This window comes from Xanthobacter sp. 91 (genome assembly GCF_000702385.1).
Lineage (GTDB): Bacteria > Pseudomonadota > Alphaproteobacteria > Rhizobiales > Xanthobacteraceae > Xanthobacter > Xanthobacter aminoxidans.
In genome coordinates this window covers 926,348-943,241 of the sequence record NZ_JNIB01000001.1, presented here as the reverse complement: position 1 = coordinate 943,241, position 16,894 = coordinate 926,348, and the positions used below count along the sequence as shown (strand labels likewise).

Here is a 16,894-nt window from a genome sequence, read left to right as displayed (position 1 = left end):
GGGGTGAGGCGCTCTTCTCATGCGAGAGGTCGCCTCATGTTCCCCCACGTTTCCTCAGCCTACCCGCATCCGCTGCTCGTCCGGCACCGCCGCCTTATCCATGCGTCGTCGGAAGCAATCATCGGAGCGTGGTGTGATCCGGCTCTCTTCACCTCGCTCGAAACGACCGAGCTCTGCGTGGGCGTGACGTTCAGCATCGATCCCGTGGCCACGCACCGCGCCAGCATCACGCTCGGCACCCCCCACGGCGACACCCAGGAACGCCTGCCCCTCTGCATCAGCTGTCAACCTGCGGGCTCGGGCCCCGCACAATATGTCGTCGGTCCCTTTGGCGACGCGTATGCGATGCGCCTCAGCCTGAAGCTGTCGCCAACCCTTCATCTCGTTGCAAGCACCGACAGTGGCGGTAGTCGGCATCGAGCGAGGCCTCCTCTGCGTTCACCAACGACATGACCGCCGATGATGCTGGGCTCTTTCCCGACGACGGATCGCCCACGAGCGCGGCCCACAGGGCGGGCGTCTCTTCCCACCCCGCCCCCGCAACCGGACGGCGGCGGTTGCCGAGAAGGCCACCTACCAACGCCAAAAGCGAGACTGACACGTAGTCGATAGGAGCGCACGTGGCGAGAGCCTGCGCTTCAGCCCAGCGTGCCAAATGCGGGCCGAGCCACTCTGGATCGAACTTCGGCGGCGCGCGCCGGCTTTCGGCGAGGATGCTGAGATCGGGTGCCTCCCACGACGCGCCACCGGGGGCTGGCGGATGGGGCGCCCCATCCACCACGCCCACGAGGTGGGCGTTGATGGCAACGGCGTCGGCATCGTCGGTCCACTCCGTCGGCCATCGCGGCTCCTTCCGCGCACCTGCGATGAGGCCGGACTTGATCGTCTTCATGATCTCATTGCCGACGAGCCCGGCTTCATGAGCAGCAGCGGTGAGGGCTTCGATCACCACACCTTCGTCGAGGACGCCGGCGCCGACGAAATTGCCGATCGCGTGGGCAGCCTCGTTCAGCCGCGCATTCCGTCCGCCTTCCGGCGCGGTGGCCACCGCTGCCGCCTCGCGGTCGAGGGCGGCGAGGGCATAGGCGCGGCGGCGGGGATCGAGGTCGGTGGGCTGGTGACGGGCGACGGGAGCGGCAGGTGCGGGTGCTGCTTTCGGCCGGTCGAGGAGGTCGAGAAGCCAGCCGGGGGCCTCGGGGAAATCGATGTCGCAGAAAGGCGGCGCGATCCACGCGTACACCGCGCCATCAGCGCGAAGTGACGGAGCAAGCACAACGAACCCGCCATCGGCGCGAACGTCGATGCCCTGGGCGATCTTGCCGGTCGAGCATCGGAGCGGCCTCTCGGGATCGTGGCGAAAAAAGAGGTGAGCGCCACCGCGCGGCGTGGTCGCGGCCGGACCGTCAGGCAGTCGGCCGCGGAGGGCCTCCAGGCGCTCGATCTCGGCGATGCCGTTGAGGCCTTTCCCGTCGTCCACATCAAGGTCCACCACGACCACGCCCGAGGCCGCGCCGGTGGGCAAGCCGATCATCGCCCCGGGCCAGCGCGCCCACCACTCCCGGATGGCGACCGGGTCGGCGCTGGCGTCGCGGAAACCACGTGGCGTCAGCGGCGCTTTCGTCGCGGGGTTGCACGGAAATACAGGCCAGCCGTGCGCAGCGTATTGGAGCGCGGCATCCAATATAGATGACGACGATGGAACGCCGGGAGCCTTGGCGGGCGGGATATTGTTTTGTGTGATCGTCGCGCTCATCGTGCACCGTTGCGAAATTTGATGGGCAAGCTTTCATAATGGCGACCCCAATTCTTGTGTGGGGTACAGGCTTGGCTAGCGCCCGCGATCGATCTCTTCAGCGATCTGGCCATGACTTTTGTTAGTCCAGTCCGGCAGCGGCCGTGCCGTTGGGTCGAGCGACCAACAACTGCACCAGTCATACCGGGACCGGACTTGGGGCCAGCGGCGCTCGCCTCGCGTAGGAAGTGAGGCACGGCACTCGCCGTCCGGCCATGCATCCTGTGGACGAAAGGGGAAAAAGTGGATGCATGTGGCGCACGATTCGCCCGTGGGCGACAGGTTCCAGCGGCGGCCATCATATTTGTCTGAGCGGGGCATGGCTCAGCCCTCCAGCCCGACGAGGGCATCGAGGTCACTCTTCAGGATGACGCGCCGGCCCCCGACTTTCCGGTCCCGAATCTTCCCGTCCTTCAGCAGCACGTAAAGTGTCGACCGGCTGATGGCGTAGGCTTCCGCCGCGTCCTTCACTGAATAGGCGCATGGTGCAACCTTCTTTTCAGAAGGGCTGCGTTGAGAATTGCCCTGGCTCATCGGGATCACCATCGGTTCGAGGTGTCCCTAATTACTTGCTGGCGTCCTATAGTGTCGAAAACAACAATTCCGCCAAGCTGCTTTTCTCGGCGCAATTTTGGTGGCGTAATTCTCGGGCCGCTGTCTCGTCTTTGGGCAGGCGTCCGCTGCCGCTCCGACCGGGGAACGCCTTCTCATGAGCCGGTCGAAGAGTTTTGCGAGTCAGGTGGGCGCGACGACCTTTCAGCGCATGGTTGATTGCGGTGAGCAAGCGAGGAACGTCCACCGGATGCTCAGCCGTGCCGCCGAGCCATTCGTTCGCCCTGCGAACCATGTCCAACAATTCAGCGTCCGACACCCTCGGCAGAACCGCGCGGGACGCGACCTCCAGCCCCTCGGTCGTAGCCGCGCCGAGGCGATCCCGCAGAAATGCAACAAACCCCTTTCGCTCGACGATGACGAATCGCCATTCGTCGGCCGTGCCCGCCACGGGCTGGGTGCGGCGACGAACGAGTCGGTTGTAGCTATCCTCGCCGTCGGCTTCGAACGAAAATGGCAGGATGGAGCCGTCCTCATAGTCGAAGCCGCGAGCGCCATGGACCATGAAGTATGTGGATGGTATCGTCTGGCGGGCGGCGGGCTCTTCCTCAATCTCGTCTTCACAGAATTGCTTCGGGACACCCTGCAGAACAAACGCCCTATCTCTCGCTGCTTCATTCAGCGCAAGTTGAAGAGCCGCTACACGTTTATCCCACTCCCCATCGCGCTCCGAAAGCACGAACTGCATTGCCTCTTCGAGCCGCAGCCATTCGCCTCCTGGCACGCGGCTGATGTCCAAAGCTATTTTCTGATCCATCGTTGCACCTCGCGCGTCCACCGGCGTCCACCATCATCCGGGACCGATGTTTCAGCGGCCTTTCAAAACGAAATACGTCAGCCTGAAGTGCAGCCGTGTCGTCATTAGATGCCCGACACGTCTGGGACCGTCCACGGACCAAAGCAGCCTTCGAGGCGCTTCCAGATAAAGAGACCGCTGAAAGCCTGTTTCCATCCCTGCGCTTGATAAGACGTAGGCCAGACGAGTTGGACCCTACCGGCGTTGACCCCAATCGGCCCTCCCGGTACGTCATTGCGAACGTCCGCTTTGCGCCCCTAACCAGCCGGTTAGCGGGTCGCGCTTCCACTTTGAAACCAGCGTTCACGAGAGCCGCTGGGACGGGGCAGCCTCGTTTGAGGCATTATTTATTCCTCGCGAACCCCTGGTCGGCTCGCAACCTCCCCGTTATCTTGCACCCAACCAGGGGGTGATTATGGCTAAGGACGCGGATACCGAAATTGAAGTCGAGGAAGAATCAGAAGACGAAGAACTTGGAACGCATGTTGAATTTGACATCGCGACCTACCCGTCCGACCTGACGCTTTCTGTGCTCCACAATATGTGGAGAGACAAAGACATCACAATTCCATCGTTTCAGCGCAATTTTGTCTGGAACATCAAGCAGTCGAGCCTGCTAATTGAGAGTTTTCTGCTCGGACTGCCTGTGCCTCAGGTTTTTTTTTACATCGATAGCGATAACAACAACCTCGTGATCGACGGCCAGCAGCGCATCATGAGCGTAGTCTACTTCTTTGAGGGCTATTTCGGCCCGGAGAACATGCAGAGCCGTCGCGCGGTGTTTCGCCTGTCTGGCCTATCGGAAGCTAGCCCATACGCGGGCAAGAAGTTCACCGATCTTAGCAATCAGGAGCAGCGCAAACTAAAGGGCGCGGTCCTCCGCGCGGTGAACATCAAACAGCTAGCGCCGGCAAACCAAACGACCAGCATGTTTCATATATTCGAGCGCTTGAACACGGGCGGCACACCGCTCAAGGCTCAGGAAATTCGCAACTGCGTGTTTCACGGAGCGCTGGTGGATTCCCTCCATCAAGCCAATGAGGACCCCGATTGGCGAACAATCTTGGCGAGGAAACCACTCGATAAGCATCAGCGCGATGTTGAGATGATCCTCCGCATATTCGCCATGTCGGAACGTGGCAGCGAATACGAGAAGCCCATGAAGGAGTTTCTCAATCGGCAGATGCGTAGCCATGCCAAAGGCAAAGGCGCTGCTAAGGCGGAGAGATTCGTGGAGAGGTTTGCCGAAGTGACAGCCGCGATCGTGGCACAGTTAGACCCCAAGCCCTTCCATATTCGTGGCCCATTAAACCTCGCTGCAATGGACAGTGTGATGGCAGTCCTAACCCGCAATCCAACGAAGATACCGAAAAACCTCAAAGCCAGATACGCGAGGCTGCTCGCAGACGACGACTATCGAATGGCAATTTTCTTCAACACAAGTGACCCGAAAGAGGTCGAGAGGCGCCTGACGTTAGCAAATAAGTATTTGATGCCATGAGCTCATACGCAGAACGATTTTTGCTCGTCGAAGACTATCTCGCGCATGTTGATCCTGTTATGGGTGGCATAACGGATCCGTTTGTGGAGGCTCGTTATACTGGGTTTATTGCGACATCAGCTGTAACTGCATACGAGTTGGCTATTAAAGACATATTTTACACGTTCGCGGATAAAAAGCATTTTGTATTAGGTGAGGTAACTAGGGCGCGCTTCGGTAGATTAAATGGCAAAATCAAGCTAGATGATTTGAAGAGGGAGCACATCAAGATGTTTGGCGTGAAATATCTCGCTAGATTTACAAAAAATTTAGAAAAGGCTGAGGATGAGTACGTAGTAAATCATGGAAAGAGTCCGAAGTCTGCTTACAATAACGTAATCGTGTGGCGAAATCAGTTTGTACACGAAGGCACTTTGCCGAACACTACGAACTACGCAGAGATAAAAGATCAATACAGGGCTGGAAAGGAGGTAATTCATTGTCTTTTCAAAAGCATGGTGCGGTGAAAATAAGATTTATTATTAACGGTTTGTTGCTCTGCAGCGATAGTCATCGCATTTTTAGTATTAATGCGCGGAGCTATGTATCCCGCCGACGGGCGACGTCAAGCCATTCGGGCAGAAATACTTGCGGCGTCCGCTTTTTTGGCAACCTGAAAGCCACCATTCCGCGATCGGTCCCGATCGGACGTTCAGACACGCACTTGGCAAGGTCTTCTCCTGGCGCATGGCGCCCCATTTTTCGTCCCCGCCGGAGGTTGCTCGCGCTGTCTGGTCAAGTCGGCAGGCACGAGACATAGTGCGGCGACGTCTCTGTATGTCGCGGAGGTTGCATGTTCAGGGTGGCGGACAGCGACAACGTTCAGGGTGAGCCTGGCGATGTCATACTGATCATGGACGGTTGGAATGACTGGTTCGTATGGGTTACCCAGTTTTATGCCATCGCCGTTCTGCCGGACGGCCGGCGCGAAAAGATCGGACACGTAAAGGTTGGGCGGGAAGGGATGACCCGCGCTGACGCGTCGAGCCGACTGCCGGCGCAATTTCCTTCGCTCGCTGCCGGCTGGTTCTCCATCGGCCAAAGCGAGAACTATTACGAGACGCTGACCGCGCTCGGCCCCGAATTCCGCCGGTGGTTTCTTGAATCGCTGCAGGACTGCGCCTGGGACCTTTCCATCCTGGATCGCCACGCCACTGAGCCCGTTATGAACGAATCGCTACTGCGGGACATCGACATTGCACGTGTCCGCAACCGTTTCCATCGGCTCGCGCACGGCAACGCTGCGCTGACGCCGTTCGCTTTCAAGTACAGAATTCCCGTTGAAACGCCGGACGAGGCTGCGTTGGAGTTGACCTTCGAGGTTCGGCCGGAGTCTCTGCCGCCAAGCAACGTGCACGTCCTGATTGGGCGTAACGGCGTGGGAAAGACCCGATGTTTCGATCTTTTGGGCCGCGCGTTTCTGAACTTGCCGCTGGCTGGAGGCGTCGCGCCGGGAATGATCGAGCCGCTTGAGGGGTCCATCTATGGGCAGAAGGAAGAGTATGACTTCGCTGGTCTCGTCACCGTGTCGTTCAGCGCATTCGACAAATATGGGCCGCTTTTGCCTAACCCGGCGACGCTGTCCAAAAGATACGCGTATGTCGGGCTGACAAAACGCCCTGCCTCGGGCCTGCTCCCAACCGGCGGCGGTGTCGCGCCAGCGGCAGTCGCGCAGATCAACGTCAAGACGTACGGGGACCTGTTGGCTGAGTTCGTCCAAGGCGTGGAGGAATGCCGCAAGGGCGCCCGTCGCGACCGATGGGCTGCAGCGTTGCGAACCCTGGAATCCGATCCGCTATTCGAGGAGGTCAACACTTCCGCGATTGCGGATTTGGACAACGCGAACTGGAAAGAAGACGCAGCCAAGCTTTTCGGCGACCTCAGCTCGGGTCACAGCGTTGTGCTCCTGACCATCACGAAGCTTGTCGAACTGGTCGAGGAGAAGACGCTCGTTCTCATCGATGAGCCAGAAGGTCATCTCCATCCACCGCTGCTATCGGCTTTCGTGCGAGCGCTGTCGGATCTGCTTATCGACCGCAACGGCGTCGCTGTCGTGGCGACCCATTCGCCGGTCGTCCTGCAGGAAGTTCCAAAAGATTGTGTCTGGATCCTGAGCCGGTCAGGACGGTCGTCCCGCCTTGATCGACCTGAGACCGAGACCTTCGGAGAAAACGTAGGATCGCTGACTCGGGAGGTTTTCGGCCTTGAGGTCGTGCAGACCGGCTTCCACCGCATGATTTCGGAGGCCGCGGTTGGCCGTGACTACGAGGCTGTCCTTGCGATGTTCGATGGCAAATTAGGGGGGGAGGCGAAGGCCTTGGCCAGAACCCTTACATTGCCGCGCCGCGTCCCATCAGGCACCGGGCAAGGCGAATGAGGTCACTTTCCTTACCGCTGCAAGGCCTCGGCGCGGTCTTGTCGGCATGCCTGTCCGGGATCAACGATTCCGATCTGCACGCCAGAGTTACCAGCGTTATACCGGTGTTGGACGCCGCCGCCGAGAACTACAAACTCAAGGCCGCGATAGCGGAACTCCACCTCATACCTCGGGTGACGACGGTCGGGCTCGTCTCTAAGGACGAACTGGTCGCGCTATACGCAGACCATCTCAGTGCCACCAGAGGCGCCGCGCGGGATTTCTACGACAAGATCAAGTCGGCTGCGCCATTCGCAAAATGTCCACTCTGCGGGGTCGGCAGGGTCGCTGTGCTCGACCACCATCTGCCAAAGCGGCGCTATCCCGACCTGACCGTGCTTCCGTCCAACCTCGTCCCGGCCTGTCACGCTTGTAACGATACCAAGGGCGTACGTTTCCCCCGGACCGCCGGCGAGCAGACCCTACATCCTTATTTCGACAACGACCTGATCTCCACGCGCTGGATGAAAGGCATCGTTCAGCATGGCGAGCCGGTCGTGGTCGAGTTCGTCGCCGATCCTCCGTCCCCGATGACGCCGGTCAACCTGGAGCGGGTCCGCAGGCACATTCGCGTCTGCGGTCTGGATCTGACATTTGCTGCCAACGCCGTCGACGAGCTCGACACGCTCAAGATGCGGCTCACCGAGTTAGGCGCGAAAGGGGGGGCAGATGCCGTCAGGGAATATCTGCTCGACAGGGCGAAGGATTTCGTCGACAGGCCTAACTCCTGGCAGCTGTCGTTGTACGAGGCGCTGGCGGCGGACGACTGGTTTGTTGAAGGGGGCTACGCCTCGATCGCGTGACGTGGAAACTGTCCTTGGCGAGCTGGGCCGGCCCCTATCCGCCAAGTCGTCGTGGAGGTTGCGATAGCCATAGACCTTGCCGCTCTCGCGCCATGCGGCGCGGATCAGCTCGGTCTGTCATTGGTCTTCCTGCGCGCGCTCGCTCACCGGTCCTCAGCTAGGCGTAGAAGCCGCTGGGCTGGACACGCAGGCACCGACACATGGCGCGGATCGAAAACAGCGAGCGATGCTCGGTGATGAACGCGCACTTCACTTTGCATCCTTGGCTGCACCTGCAGGGTCCGTGAACCGCTCAAACGCCCGAGCGCGGCGGGCGAATGCCAGCCAATCGAAGGAGACAGGCTCAGCGCTGAGGAAAGGCGCGTCGCGGCGCATCTTGCGCTCCATCAGCAAGAGAGAAAGAGGCCCGTGCGCTAGAGCCGCGACCGGCGCGGTGCTCGATCTTCATGTCCTCGGGCGCGATGATGCCCAGGCGGGCATGAAAGCCCGCTCGTCGGGTGGACGATCCACGAACACGATCTCCGCATTGCCGATGCGGGTGCTTTCGCCGGGATGAAGCTTGATGAGCAATATGGCCCCAAAGGCTTTGCCAGTGAAGAGCGCTGGAGAGACGCTCAACGTGCGGCGTTGTGGATCTTGCGCCAATCGGGAATTATCGTCCGATATGTCTCGATCGATCCTCAAGGTCGGTAGGCTACGGCGGCCTCGCCACGTCCACTTTTCCTGCGGCGGATCGCTATCCATACGGCGGAATTTGCTAATGGAATGGTCATGTCGGACATCGTAGCCTCCGACGTTCGCAGCCGGATGATGTCCCGCATCCGAAGTTGCAATACGCGCCCCGAGATGGCCGTGCGTCGGGTTCTCCGCGACCTCGGCATCGGTTACAGGCTGCACGTCAAGGACCTTCCAGGTCGGCCTGACATCGTCATGAAAGGCCGGCGCAGAATCGTGGAAGTCGTGGGGTGCTTCTGGCACCGCCATCCTGGGTGTCCCAAAGCCGCGACCCCGAGCAGCAACATTGAGTTCTGGAACCGGAAGTTCGCATCCAATATTGCTCGGGACGCGCGCAACCTCGCCGAGCTTGAGGCTAGTGGATGGTCCGTCTTGCGAGTATGGGAATGTGAGACGGGCGACGCTACGCTTCTCAAGCAGCGAATCGCGCAGTTTCTGGCATTGGGTGAGTACGGTGGACGAAGCGAAGGCGATCAAGGCCAAGGTAGCCCGTCTCGCGAAGGGGCTGCCGCCGCGCGTTCTTGACCTGTTTGCTGGGTGCGGTGGCATTTCGCTGGGCTTCCAGGGAGCGGGCTTCCGCATCGATGCCGCGGTGGAGCTTGATCCCCTCGCGGCATTGACCCATGCGACCAACTTCCACAGGGACCTTGAGCCGGGCCAGTTCGCCAAGCACGCGCAGGCGAGGGACATCACCAAGCTCGAACCCGATGAGCTTGTCGAAGATTTGGGTCTGGGCTCCATCGAGTCGTCGTTCGATGTCGTCGTGGGTGGGCCGCCTTGTCAAGCGTATGCGCGCGTTGGGCGCGCCAAGCTCCGCGAAGTTGCGGACCATCCGTCCGCCTACAAGGTGGACCCGCGCGGCAACCTCTATCTCCGGTACCTTCATTTCGTGCGTGCGGCGAAGCCGCTCGCCATCCTGATGGAAAACGTGCCCGACGTGCTCAACTACGGCGGCCACAATGTCATGGGCGAGGTGGCGGAAGCCTTGCAGGCTCTGGGTTATAGAGCGCGCTACAGCCTCATCAACTCGGCCTTCCACGGTGTGCCACAGATGCGGGATCGCGTCTTCCTTATCGCACTCCATGAGTCGCTCGGGTCCGATGTCCACTTCCCGAAGGCCATCCGCCACATGGTCCTCCCTCCTGGATATGGCGGCACTCGGTCTGTCGCCCTGCGTTTGGTCGATCTATTCGGTGGCGACGGCTTCGCGGAGGCGGATCACGGATCGCCTGACCTTCCTGGGCCGGTTGAGGCCAGGGAAGCGATCGGTGACCTACCTCCCATCACTTCGCACCTGAAGGGCCTCCTCAAGAGGGGAGCGAGGCGGCTCGACGAGACCATCCCCTATCCGAAAAACGCGAAGCTCGGCGAGTACGCCACTCTTATGCGCACTTGGCCGGGCTTCGAGGCCTCCCCCGGGGGGCTGAGCGATCATGTGATCCGCTATCTTCCTCGGGACTCAGCTATATTCCGCGAAATGCCAAACGGCGGCGAGTACCCGGCTGCGCACGCGACTGCGGTGAGGCTCTGGCAGGACCGGATCGCGCAGCTTAAGACCGAGACTGGCCGTCCGATTGCGCAGAGCGATAGGGATCAGCTGTACAGGGCCATGGTGCCGCCCTATCCGGTTGGCACCTTCCCGAACCGCTGGTGGAAGCTTCGCCCCGATTTTCCAGTACGGACGCTGATGGCCCATATCGGCAAGGATACCTATTCCCACATCCACTACGACAGTGCCCAGGCCAGGGTCATCAGCGTGCGGGAGGCGGCCCGCCTTCAGAGCTTCCCCGACGGATTCCGCTTCAGCGGTACGATGAATCCCGCCTATCGCCAGATCGGAAATGCGGTGCCTCCGCTGATGGCCCGACGACTCGCCGAGGCCATCATGAACGCACTCCAGAAGGCGGCGGCCTCTCGTCGAACCCGGTACGGGGCTTTGGCCGCGGAATAGCGTCGGCTCTACTCCTCCTCTTCCGGCTCGGTCGCCAAGAGGTTCTGCTCTTCCTCCCACGGTCCGAAGCGGTCCGGCCTAACCGTGTAGGCGTCCGGCACGATGCCATCACCCAGTTCTGCTGCCTTCTCGCAAACCCTTCGAGCTGTCTCGGCGATCCCGCGGGTGATGCGCAAGCGGCCCCCATACGGCGCTAGGTCGTAGATGCGGTAGAGGTCTGTTCTGGGCGCTCCAGGCTCGCAGGCCGCCTCCAGTTCGGCTTGCGAAATATGGAACTCGCGATCGAACGGCCCCCTCGTAGTCTTCACCTCGATGCGGACCAAGGTGCCGTCCGCATCCTCCGCCTCGAAGTCCCAGGGGCAAACGGCGTTTTGCTCGGAAATCCAGGTTGCGGATCGCAGCTTACCAGCCTGGACCTCACCCTCAAGCCATTCGCTGAGAAGCACCTCGCCCTCTCTCCCTAGGTCCTGCGCTGCCCTCCGGGCCAATTCCAGCGCTTCCGCCGACATCCGACGAAGCGAGCCCGAAGCGCGCAGGCGGCGAATGCCTTCGGCTGATCCCTCAGCCGCCTCGGCCAAAGCCTCATCGCTTGCATGGTCCAGCAACTCGCGAATTGGATGCTGGGCCGAAGCAAATCGCTCGATGATAGACAGCAGCATCCCGGGTTCAACTGCAGCCATCGGTCGGCCACTGAGCTGAGCCATCGCGGCAGTTCGCAGCGCCTCATCCGCCTCCTCCGACTGGCTTAGGAGCACGATCGTCACGGCGGTCGGGTAGGCTTCTCCATCGAAAGCCAGCACCGCGACATCATCGGGCTGCAAGCGATGGTACCGCTCTCGGTCGAAATCGGGATCGGGGACGAACTCGCCGTTGAGCCGCCAATTCTTCTGGGACCGCGTCTTGGGCAGTACGCTGCGCGACAGCCGTTGCGGGGTGGACCTTTCGCCAGGACCATAGATTGTCAGGGGAAGGTGGAAGGCTTTCGGGGCGCCGCCCGCGCCATTGGCCTGCGCGATGCCGGGAGCAGACGGGAAAAGGACATCAATAAAGACCTTCCTGCTCAGGTTAAGCGACTTTTGGTTCCCGGCATTCTGCCGTCTGAACTGATACTCGAAAAATGTCAGATCCGAGCGTCTCAGCAATTTGAAGGCGAACCGCAATTGGACCTCCCTGTTCCCGATCGTCTTCGGTCAGAGACGGATGGAGCGCCATTGGGCAATCACTCCCCCGCTCCTGCGTTGTATTTACCCGCTCCGGGGCTGTGGAGCTTGGAACGCCCCTCCGAACATCCTGCGAAGAACCCGTCTAACTAGGGTCTGGGTTATCGAAAGTTGGGCCGCCCGGCCAGGACGAAATCGCGAAGCAGAGAGGAGAAACAGTATGCCCGACCAAGGCACCCCAGCGAGGGCACTGGATGAGAATGACGTGTCCCAAGCGGTTCAGCGGTGGCTGGAAGCCCGCGGCTACAACGCTCGCTCATTGGTTGCCGGTAAGCAGGGGATCGATGTAGCTGCTTGGCATCCGCAGACGCACCACCGCTGGGCAATCGAGGCCAAGGGCGCGACGAGTTCGAGGCGGGGGACGCGCGCCTTTGGCGCGGCTTCCTCGGAGCCGCGAGCCTACAACGCCGTTTCCAAGGCGTTGCTGAATGCCGTCTTTTGGTCGGGGATCGAGGCTTTGAAGGATACCAGCCTCGGGATCGCGTGCCCGAGCGACCGGCATTTCGATATGTGGCTCAATCGGATCGAGCCGGCTTGTTCGATCCTCGGCATAGCCATCTTTCGCGTCGCCCTGGATCGGCGGGTGACCTGCTCGCGTGAGAATATGCCGACTCGCCCCACCGCTCTTCAGGCGAGCAAGTGGCCAATGCCGAAATCCCTGACGCGGAACTTTGAACCGCTTCCACCCTATGAATGATGTGGGCGCAGCCACTTGGTTGAGGGGCAAACTGCGCCATTCCGAACTCGGGAACTGTCTGCGCCAGCGCCATGGCCCAAGTTCGCTGTCGCCATATCAACCCATCACCGCTCGGATCGACCGACCCACTGGCTCCTCATCCCGTAGCGCATCATCCACTCCTCCGGAATTTCGAGGGAGCGCAACATGCTTCGCACCTTCTTGGCGACCTCAGCGCCGGCCGTTGGCAGCGGAACGGAGGCGCTGATCGCAGCGGCTACGAACTCGCTTTCCATCCGCCAATCATCCGGAGAGTGCCCCTCCGCCTGTCGGGCTTTCCATTCCGACTCCGCCAGCAGGTCGACTTGGTTGTATTCCTCTTCGGGCAGTTGGCCGTTGCAGACATAATGATGCGCGAAATTGGGGTGGTCGGCGATCGCGTTCGTAAGGGCGCGGAACTGCTCGGTAAGTTCGTCCCGATCGACCAGCATATCGATCATGCCCCCGTGGCCCTCTGGCATGAAGGCATGGGGCCGACTGATGAGGTGGAAACGGCATACACCCGTGCCGTGATGATTGACCACGAAGGTCGCACGTCCGTTCTCGGCCAATGGCGCATGCGGCTCTCCGCCAGACACCATGATCTGCACGAAACGAGCAAGGAGGACCATGGAGTCGCCCACGTCGTCGAAGGAAAGATCGAACGCCGCTTCACCGGCATTGACCGCGACATGTATCCACCCGTTGGTGATCGACACGAGCCGCAAGGCGAGATGGCCACGCTGGGGTTCTCCGGCGAGCAACGGCAACCGCTCATCGATCGGCACCCAACCTTCGAGAACTTGGCTCCGGTTCCAGCCACGATGCAGTGCGGCCTCCTCGGCCACCGCGTCCCTGACCACGCGCATGCAATCGCCTGAACCGATCTGGCGATACTCCGCGCCTTCCAGGCCCAGGCCAAGCAGCGCACCGTCAACGCCTTCCGGAGCGCAATCGAGCGAAAGCAGCCGCCAGCTCACACCGCCCTCATTGCGGAGCGCGACAACCACATAGGGTTCAAGGGGCGGACAGGATTGCGAACTGGTCATGGCGATGGTTCCGGACGAAGTAGCTTTGCCTGAGGTGGGGGCACCAAACGCTGGCTCCCCATCTCACCGGCTCGGTCAATTTTGGCATTTCTGGCATTTCGTCCATGCCGAAATGGCCGCTATCAAGCTACTGAAATCACACTGATTTTTATTTCGTCGATTTTGGCATTTTTGGCATAGAGACACACGGTTTATATATAGTAGTATTATAGTAGTTATTAACCCTCCTTCCCTTCCTCCACCGGCCGGGTGCAATGGGACGCCCAGGCGGCCATCAGTTCCCGGCGTTTCTCCCGCGCATCCCCACGGCGGTAGGCACGCTCCGTCGTGTCGCCTGCCACATGGGCAAGGGCCGCCTCGGCGATCTCCGGTGAAAGCCCGTCTCCTCGGCAGCCCAGTCGCGAAAGGACGAGCGGAAGCCAGGACGGCAATCTCCCTCAAAGCGCGGCCGAGCACCAACCCAACAGACAGAGCAAATACGCCACCGGCGAAGCCGCGGTCAGGACACGGCGCAGGAAGAGGCTGGCTTCGGTTCAGCGGCCGTCGGCCATCTCAACACCACGCGCACGCCTGCGGACGCACCGGGACGGTGACGGCTTTTCCGTATTTTTTCCGTACGGAACCGCGATCGAGAGGGGATTTCGCGCTAAGCCATTGAAAAATATGGCGCTCCCAAGGGGACTCGAACCCCTGTTTTCGCCGTGAGAGGGCGACGTCCTAGACCGCTAGACGATGGGAGCATCTCGCGAGGAGGAGGGCTCTATAGCGGCGAATGCGGGGGACTTCAAGCCTCCTTCGGGCTCGGGCGGTGGCCGAAGATGGCGCTGCCGATCCGGACGTGGGTGGCGCCCTGGCGGATGGCGGCGGAAAAGTCGGCGCTCATGCCCATGGAAAGGCCCGAAAGACCGTTGCGCGCCGCGATTTCGGCGAGCAGGGCGAAGTGCGGGTCGGGCACGTCCTCGGCCGGCGGAATGCACATGAGGCCGGCGATCTCCAGCCTGTGGATATCGCGGCATTGGGCAATGAAAGCGTCGGCGTCCTCGGGCAGCACGCCCGCCTTCTGCGGTTCGGCGCCGGTGTTGATCTGCACGAACAACCGCGGCCGGCGCTCCTGCCGGGCCATCTCTTCGGCGAGGGCGGCGGCGATCTTCGGCCGGTCGACGGTGTGGATCACGTCGAACAGGGCCACGGCCTCCCGCGCCTTGTTGGACTGGAGCGGGCCGATGAGGTGGAGCTCCACATCGCCGTAGCGCTCCCTGAGGCCGGGCCATTTGTCGCGCGCCTCCTGCACCCGGTTCTCGCCGAACACGCGCTGGCCGGCCTCAAGCACGGGCAGGATGTCCTCGGCCGGGAAGGTCTTGGAAACCGCAATCAGCGTCACCTGATCGGCCGAACGGCCGCATTCCGCACAGCTCTCGGCGATGTCGCGGCGTACCGCCGCGAGCCGTGCCGTGCTTTCGGGCGCCGTTCCGCCGTCGTTCATGATCCTGCTCCCGCCGTTGCGCCGGGTCCGTGCCCGCGCCGAGGACATGAACCGATCTCCCTTTCCAATCAAGAAGCAGGTAGAAGAAGCGAGCGGCTCGGGTGAAGCTACCGAGCGGCAGGGGGGCTGGCCGGTATGGTCGAGCGTAACGGGGGAGGCGGGGCGGCAGCTCCCGGGCGGCGCTCGAGCTTGCGCCTGCGCGTCCTGTTCCTGGTCTGCCTGGTGGCCGTGCCCCTGTCGGTGGAGCGGATGCTTGCGCTCGTGGCCGAGCGGCAGGAGCAGGTCTCCGCGCTCGAGGAGGATGTGCGGAATTTCGCCCGCAGCGCCAAGCTCGCCCAGATGGAAGGCATGTCGCGGGCGTTGACGGTGCTCGAAGTGTTGTCCCGCATGGCCGACCGCATGCTGGCGGACCCCGTCGCCTGCAGCCGACAATTGTCGCGCCTCGCCGACGAGGTGGCCGGCATCCAGGGCGCGTTCGTCGCGGATGCGGCCGGCCTCGTCCGCTGCGCCCATGCGCCGCTCGCTCTTGGCGTGAACATCTCCGAGCGGGACTACTTCCGCGATGCCCTCGCCGCCGACGAGGTTGTGATGACCGAGATGTTCGTCTCGCGGGTCAGCGGGCGCAATTCGGTGTTCCTGATGCGGGCGGAGCGCGGCCCGGGCGATGCGGTGCGGGCCGTGACCGGCGTCGTGCTCGACCTGCAATGGCTGTCGCGGATCGCGGCCGGCAGCGCGGTGGAACTGGGCGTGGTGGTGGATCTCATCGGGCGGAACGGTACCGTGCTGGTGCGTTACCCCACGATGCCGGACATTGTGGAACACAGCTTCCCCGATCATCCCCTCACGCGGGCCGTGCGGGCGAAGGAGTCCGGCATCGTCAGGGTTCCGGGTTTCGACGGCACGGAGCGCATCTTCGCGTTCGAGGGCTTCGGCCACCTGCCCATCAGCATCGCCGTGGGCATCGAGACGTCGAAAGCGGTGGGACCCATCGACAGCAAGGTGCGCTCGACGGCGCTGGCCTATTTCATCGCGCTCGCCTGTTTCCTGCTGCTCGCCTGGATTGCCGAGGAGCGGATCGTGATCGCGCCCATCGCCCGTCTCACCCGGGCCGTGGCGGCGGTGGGGCGGGGCGAGGCGGACCATGTGAACGACATGGGCGTCGCGGAATTTTCTCCTTTGGTCAACGCCTTCAACGAGATGGCGCGGCGCCTCTCCCAGCGCAACAACGAACTGCGGACCATGAACGGCCGCCTCGCCTCACTGGCGCGGACCGATGGGCTCACCGGCCTCGCCAACCGGCGGACCTTCGACGTGCAATTCTCGCAGGACTGGGTGCGGGCGCGCGGCGAGGGCATGCCGCTCACGCTGGTAATGCTGGATGTGGACCACTTCAAGGCCTTCAACGACACGCGCGGCCACCTCCAGGGTGACGAGGCGCTGCGGGCGGTGTCGCGGATGCTGTCGGCGGCGGCGGCCGGCACGTCGCACCTTGTGGCACGCTACGGCGGCGAGGAATTCGTGGTGCTCATGTCGGGCGCCGACGTCGACGCCGGCGTCGCCTTCGCGGAGGACGTGCGGCGCCTGCTCACCGAAATCGCCATCGAGCATCCCGCCGCGCCGCGCCGTCGGGTGACGGCGAGCTTCGGCGTCGCGTCCGTTGTGCCGACGGCGGAGGGCAGCCCGGACGCCCTCATCGCCGCCGCGGATGCCGCGCTCTACGAAGCCAAGCGCGCCGGCCGTGACCGGGTGATCGCGCATAGCTGATGCGTGGATGGCTGATGC

General features: G+C 62.1%; 14 protein-coding genes, 1 tRNA gene and 2 pseudogenes. 8 read left to right on the top strand and 9 right to left on the bottom strand.

Going from position 1 to position 16,894, the window contains the following annotated elements; all coding sequences use genetic code 11:
* Window positions 1-352: 352 nt before the first annotated feature.
* The 3 genes from A37E_RS25815 to A37E_RS0104555 all read right to left on the bottom strand — a co-directional run bounded on the left by A37E_RS25815 (window position 353) and on the right by A37E_RS0104555 (window position 3,161).
* On the bottom strand, window positions 353-1,753 hold the full coding sequence (locus tag A37E_RS25815) for a bifunctional DNA primase/polymerase (protein ID WP_081837450.1): 1,401 nt from the start codon (window positions 1,751-1,753) through the stop codon (window positions 353-355).
* 363 nt (window positions 1,754-2,116) lie between these two features.
* A complete protein-coding gene (locus A37E_RS26335; protein ID WP_081837784.1) occupies window positions 2,117-2,326 on the bottom strand; it encodes a helix-turn-helix domain-containing protein in 210 nt (69 codons plus the stop codon).
* Window positions 2,327-2,372: 46 nt separating this feature from the next.
* Window positions 2,373-3,161, bottom strand: a complete 789-nt coding sequence (locus A37E_RS0104555) for a hypothetical protein (protein ID WP_156026236.1) — start codon at window positions 3,159-3,161, stop codon at window positions 2,373-2,375.
* Window positions 3,162-3,615: 454 nt separating this feature from the next.
* Between A37E_RS0104555 and A37E_RS0104550 the strand changes: the two genes are divergently transcribed.
* From A37E_RS0104550 to A37E_RS0104540, 4 genes are all read left to right on the top strand, one after another.
* Window positions 3,616-4,701, top strand: coding sequence for a DUF262 domain-containing protein (locus tag A37E_RS0104550; protein ID WP_029555519.1), 1,086 nt, complete (start codon window positions 3,616-3,618; stop codon window positions 4,699-4,701).
* Window positions 4,698-5,207, top strand: coding sequence for a HEPN domain-containing protein (locus A37E_RS26800; RefSeq protein WP_156026235.1), 510 nt, complete (start codon window positions 4,698-4,700; stop codon window positions 5,205-5,207). Before A37E_RS0104550 ends, A37E_RS26800 begins: the two co-directional genes overlap by 4 nt.
* A 326-nt stretch (window positions 5,208-5,533) precedes the next feature.
* A complete protein-coding gene (locus A37E_RS0104545; protein WP_029555518.1) occupies window positions 5,534-7,117 on the top strand; it encodes an AAA family ATPase in 1,584 nt (527 codons plus the stop codon).
* Window positions 7,114-7,959: a hypothetical protein gene (locus A37E_RS0104540; RefSeq protein ID WP_029555517.1), complete on the top strand. Its 846-nt coding sequence runs from the start codon at window positions 7,114-7,116 to the stop codon at window positions 7,957-7,959. Before A37E_RS0104545 ends, A37E_RS0104540 begins: the two co-directional genes overlap by 4 nt.
* A 36-nt stretch (window positions 7,960-7,995) precedes the next feature.
* On the opposite strand, the pseudogene A37E_RS26795 reads toward A37E_RS0104540, so the two are convergent.
* Window positions 7,996-8,224, bottom strand: a pseudogene (locus A37E_RS26795) (IS3 family transposase); the annotation flags it as partial.
* Window positions 8,225-8,724: 500 nt separating this feature from the next.
* Here A37E_RS26795 and A37E_RS26330 point away from each other — a divergent pair.
* Both A37E_RS26330 and A37E_RS0104535 read left to right on the top strand, forming a co-directional pair.
* Window positions 8,725-9,219, top strand: coding sequence for a very short patch repair endonuclease (locus A37E_RS26330; protein ID WP_348550873.1), 495 nt, complete (start codon window positions 8,725-8,727; stop codon window positions 9,217-9,219).
* Complete coding sequence (locus tag A37E_RS0104535; RefSeq protein ID WP_029555516.1) at window positions 9,149-10,645, top strand: DNA cytosine methyltransferase; 1,497 nt, start codon at window positions 9,149-9,151, stop codon at window positions 10,643-10,645. Before A37E_RS26330 ends, A37E_RS0104535 begins: the two co-directional genes overlap by 71 nt.
* An 8-nt stretch (window positions 10,646-10,653) precedes the next feature.
* On the opposite strand, the gene A37E_RS0104530 is transcribed toward A37E_RS0104535, so the two are convergent.
* The gene (locus A37E_RS0104530; RefSeq protein ID WP_029555515.1) at window positions 10,654-11,805 is read right to left on the bottom strand and encodes a DUF3883 domain-containing protein; all 1,152 of its coding nucleotides are present in this window, start codon (window positions 11,803-11,805) and stop codon (window positions 10,654-10,656) included.
* Window positions 11,806-12,025: 220 nt separating this feature from the next.
* On the opposite strand from A37E_RS0104530, the gene A37E_RS0104525 reads away from it, so the two are divergent.
* Window positions 12,026-12,562, top strand: a complete 537-nt coding sequence (locus A37E_RS0104525; protein ID WP_029555514.1) for a hypothetical protein — start codon at window positions 12,026-12,028, stop codon at window positions 12,560-12,562.
* A 104-nt stretch (window positions 12,563-12,666) separates the two neighbouring features.
* Here the strand turns inward: A37E_RS0104525 and A37E_RS0104520 are convergent, their stop codons facing one another.
* The 4 genes and pseudogenes from A37E_RS0104520 to A37E_RS0104510 all read right to left on the bottom strand — a co-directional run bounded on the left by A37E_RS0104520 (window position 12,667) and on the right by A37E_RS0104510 (window position 15,112).
* Entirely contained in the window at window positions 12,667-13,629 is a 963-nt protein-coding gene (locus tag A37E_RS0104520; RefSeq protein ID WP_038192595.1) for a hypothetical protein, read from the bottom strand.
* 218 nt (window positions 13,630-13,847) lie between these two features.
* Window positions 13,848-14,050: pseudogene (locus A37E_RS27340) on the bottom strand (integrase); the annotation flags it as partial.
* A 243-nt stretch (window positions 14,051-14,293) separates the two neighbouring features.
* Window positions 14,294-14,369 (bottom strand) — tRNA-Glu (locus tag A37E_RS0104515).
* A gap of 44 nt (window positions 14,370-14,413) precedes the next feature.
* Entirely contained in the window at window positions 14,414-15,112 is a 699-nt protein-coding gene (locus A37E_RS0104510) for a YggS family pyridoxal phosphate-dependent enzyme (RefSeq protein WP_029555512.1), read from the bottom strand.
* Window positions 15,113-15,301: 189 nt separating this feature from the next.
* Between A37E_RS0104510 and A37E_RS0104505 the strand changes: the two genes are divergently transcribed.
* Window positions 15,302-16,876 (top strand): diguanylate cyclase, encoded by a 1,575-nt coding sequence (locus tag A37E_RS0104505; RefSeq protein ID WP_029555511.1) that lies wholly within the window; start codon window positions 15,302-15,304, stop codon window positions 16,874-16,876.
* Window positions 16,877-16,894: the final 18 nt, after the last annotated feature.

What these genes read in the sequence shown, in the direction of transcription:
- A37E_RS0104525 (WP_029555514.1), top strand. Translation starts at nt 12,026, where the DNA reads ATGCCCGACCAAGGCACCCCAGCGAGGGCACTGGATGAGAATGACGTG.
- A37E_RS26330 (WP_348550873.1), top strand. Translation starts at nt 8,725, where the DNA reads ATGGTCATGTCGGACATCGTAGCCTCCGACGTTCGCAGCCGGATGATG.
- A37E_RS0104520 (WP_038192595.1), bottom strand. Translation starts at nt 13,629, where the DNA reads ATGACCAGTTCGCAATCCTGTCCGCCCCTTGAACCCTATGTGGTTGTC.
- A37E_RS0104540 (WP_029555517.1), top strand. Translation starts at nt 7,114, where the DNA reads ATGAGGTCACTTTCCTTACCGCTGCAAGGCCTCGGCGCGGTCTTGTCG.
- A37E_RS0104555 (WP_156026236.1), bottom strand. Translation starts at nt 3,161, where the DNA reads ATGGATCAGAAAATAGCTTTGGACATCAGCCGCGTGCCAGGAGGCGAA.
- A37E_RS26335 (WP_081837784.1), bottom strand. Translation starts at nt 2,326, where the DNA reads ATGAGCCAGGGCAATTCTCAACGCAGCCCTTCTGAAAAGAAGGTTGCA.
- A37E_RS26800 (WP_156026235.1), top strand. Translation starts at nt 4,698, where the DNA reads ATGAGCTCATACGCAGAACGATTTTTGCTCGTCGAAGACTATCTCGCG.
- A37E_RS25815 (WP_081837450.1), bottom strand. Translation starts at nt 1,753, where the DNA reads ATGAGCGCGACGATCACACAAAACAATATCCCGCCCGCCAAGGCTCCC.
- A37E_RS0104510 (WP_029555512.1), bottom strand. Translation starts at nt 15,112, where the DNA reads ATGAACGACGGCGGAACGGCGCCCGAAAGCACGGCACGGCTCGCGGCG.
- A37E_RS0104545 (WP_029555518.1), top strand. Translation starts at nt 5,534, where the DNA reads ATGTTCAGGGTGGCGGACAGCGACAACGTTCAGGGTGAGCCTGGCGAT.
- A37E_RS0104550 (WP_029555519.1), top strand. Translation starts at nt 3,616, where the DNA reads ATGGCTAAGGACGCGGATACCGAAATTGAAGTCGAGGAAGAATCAGAA.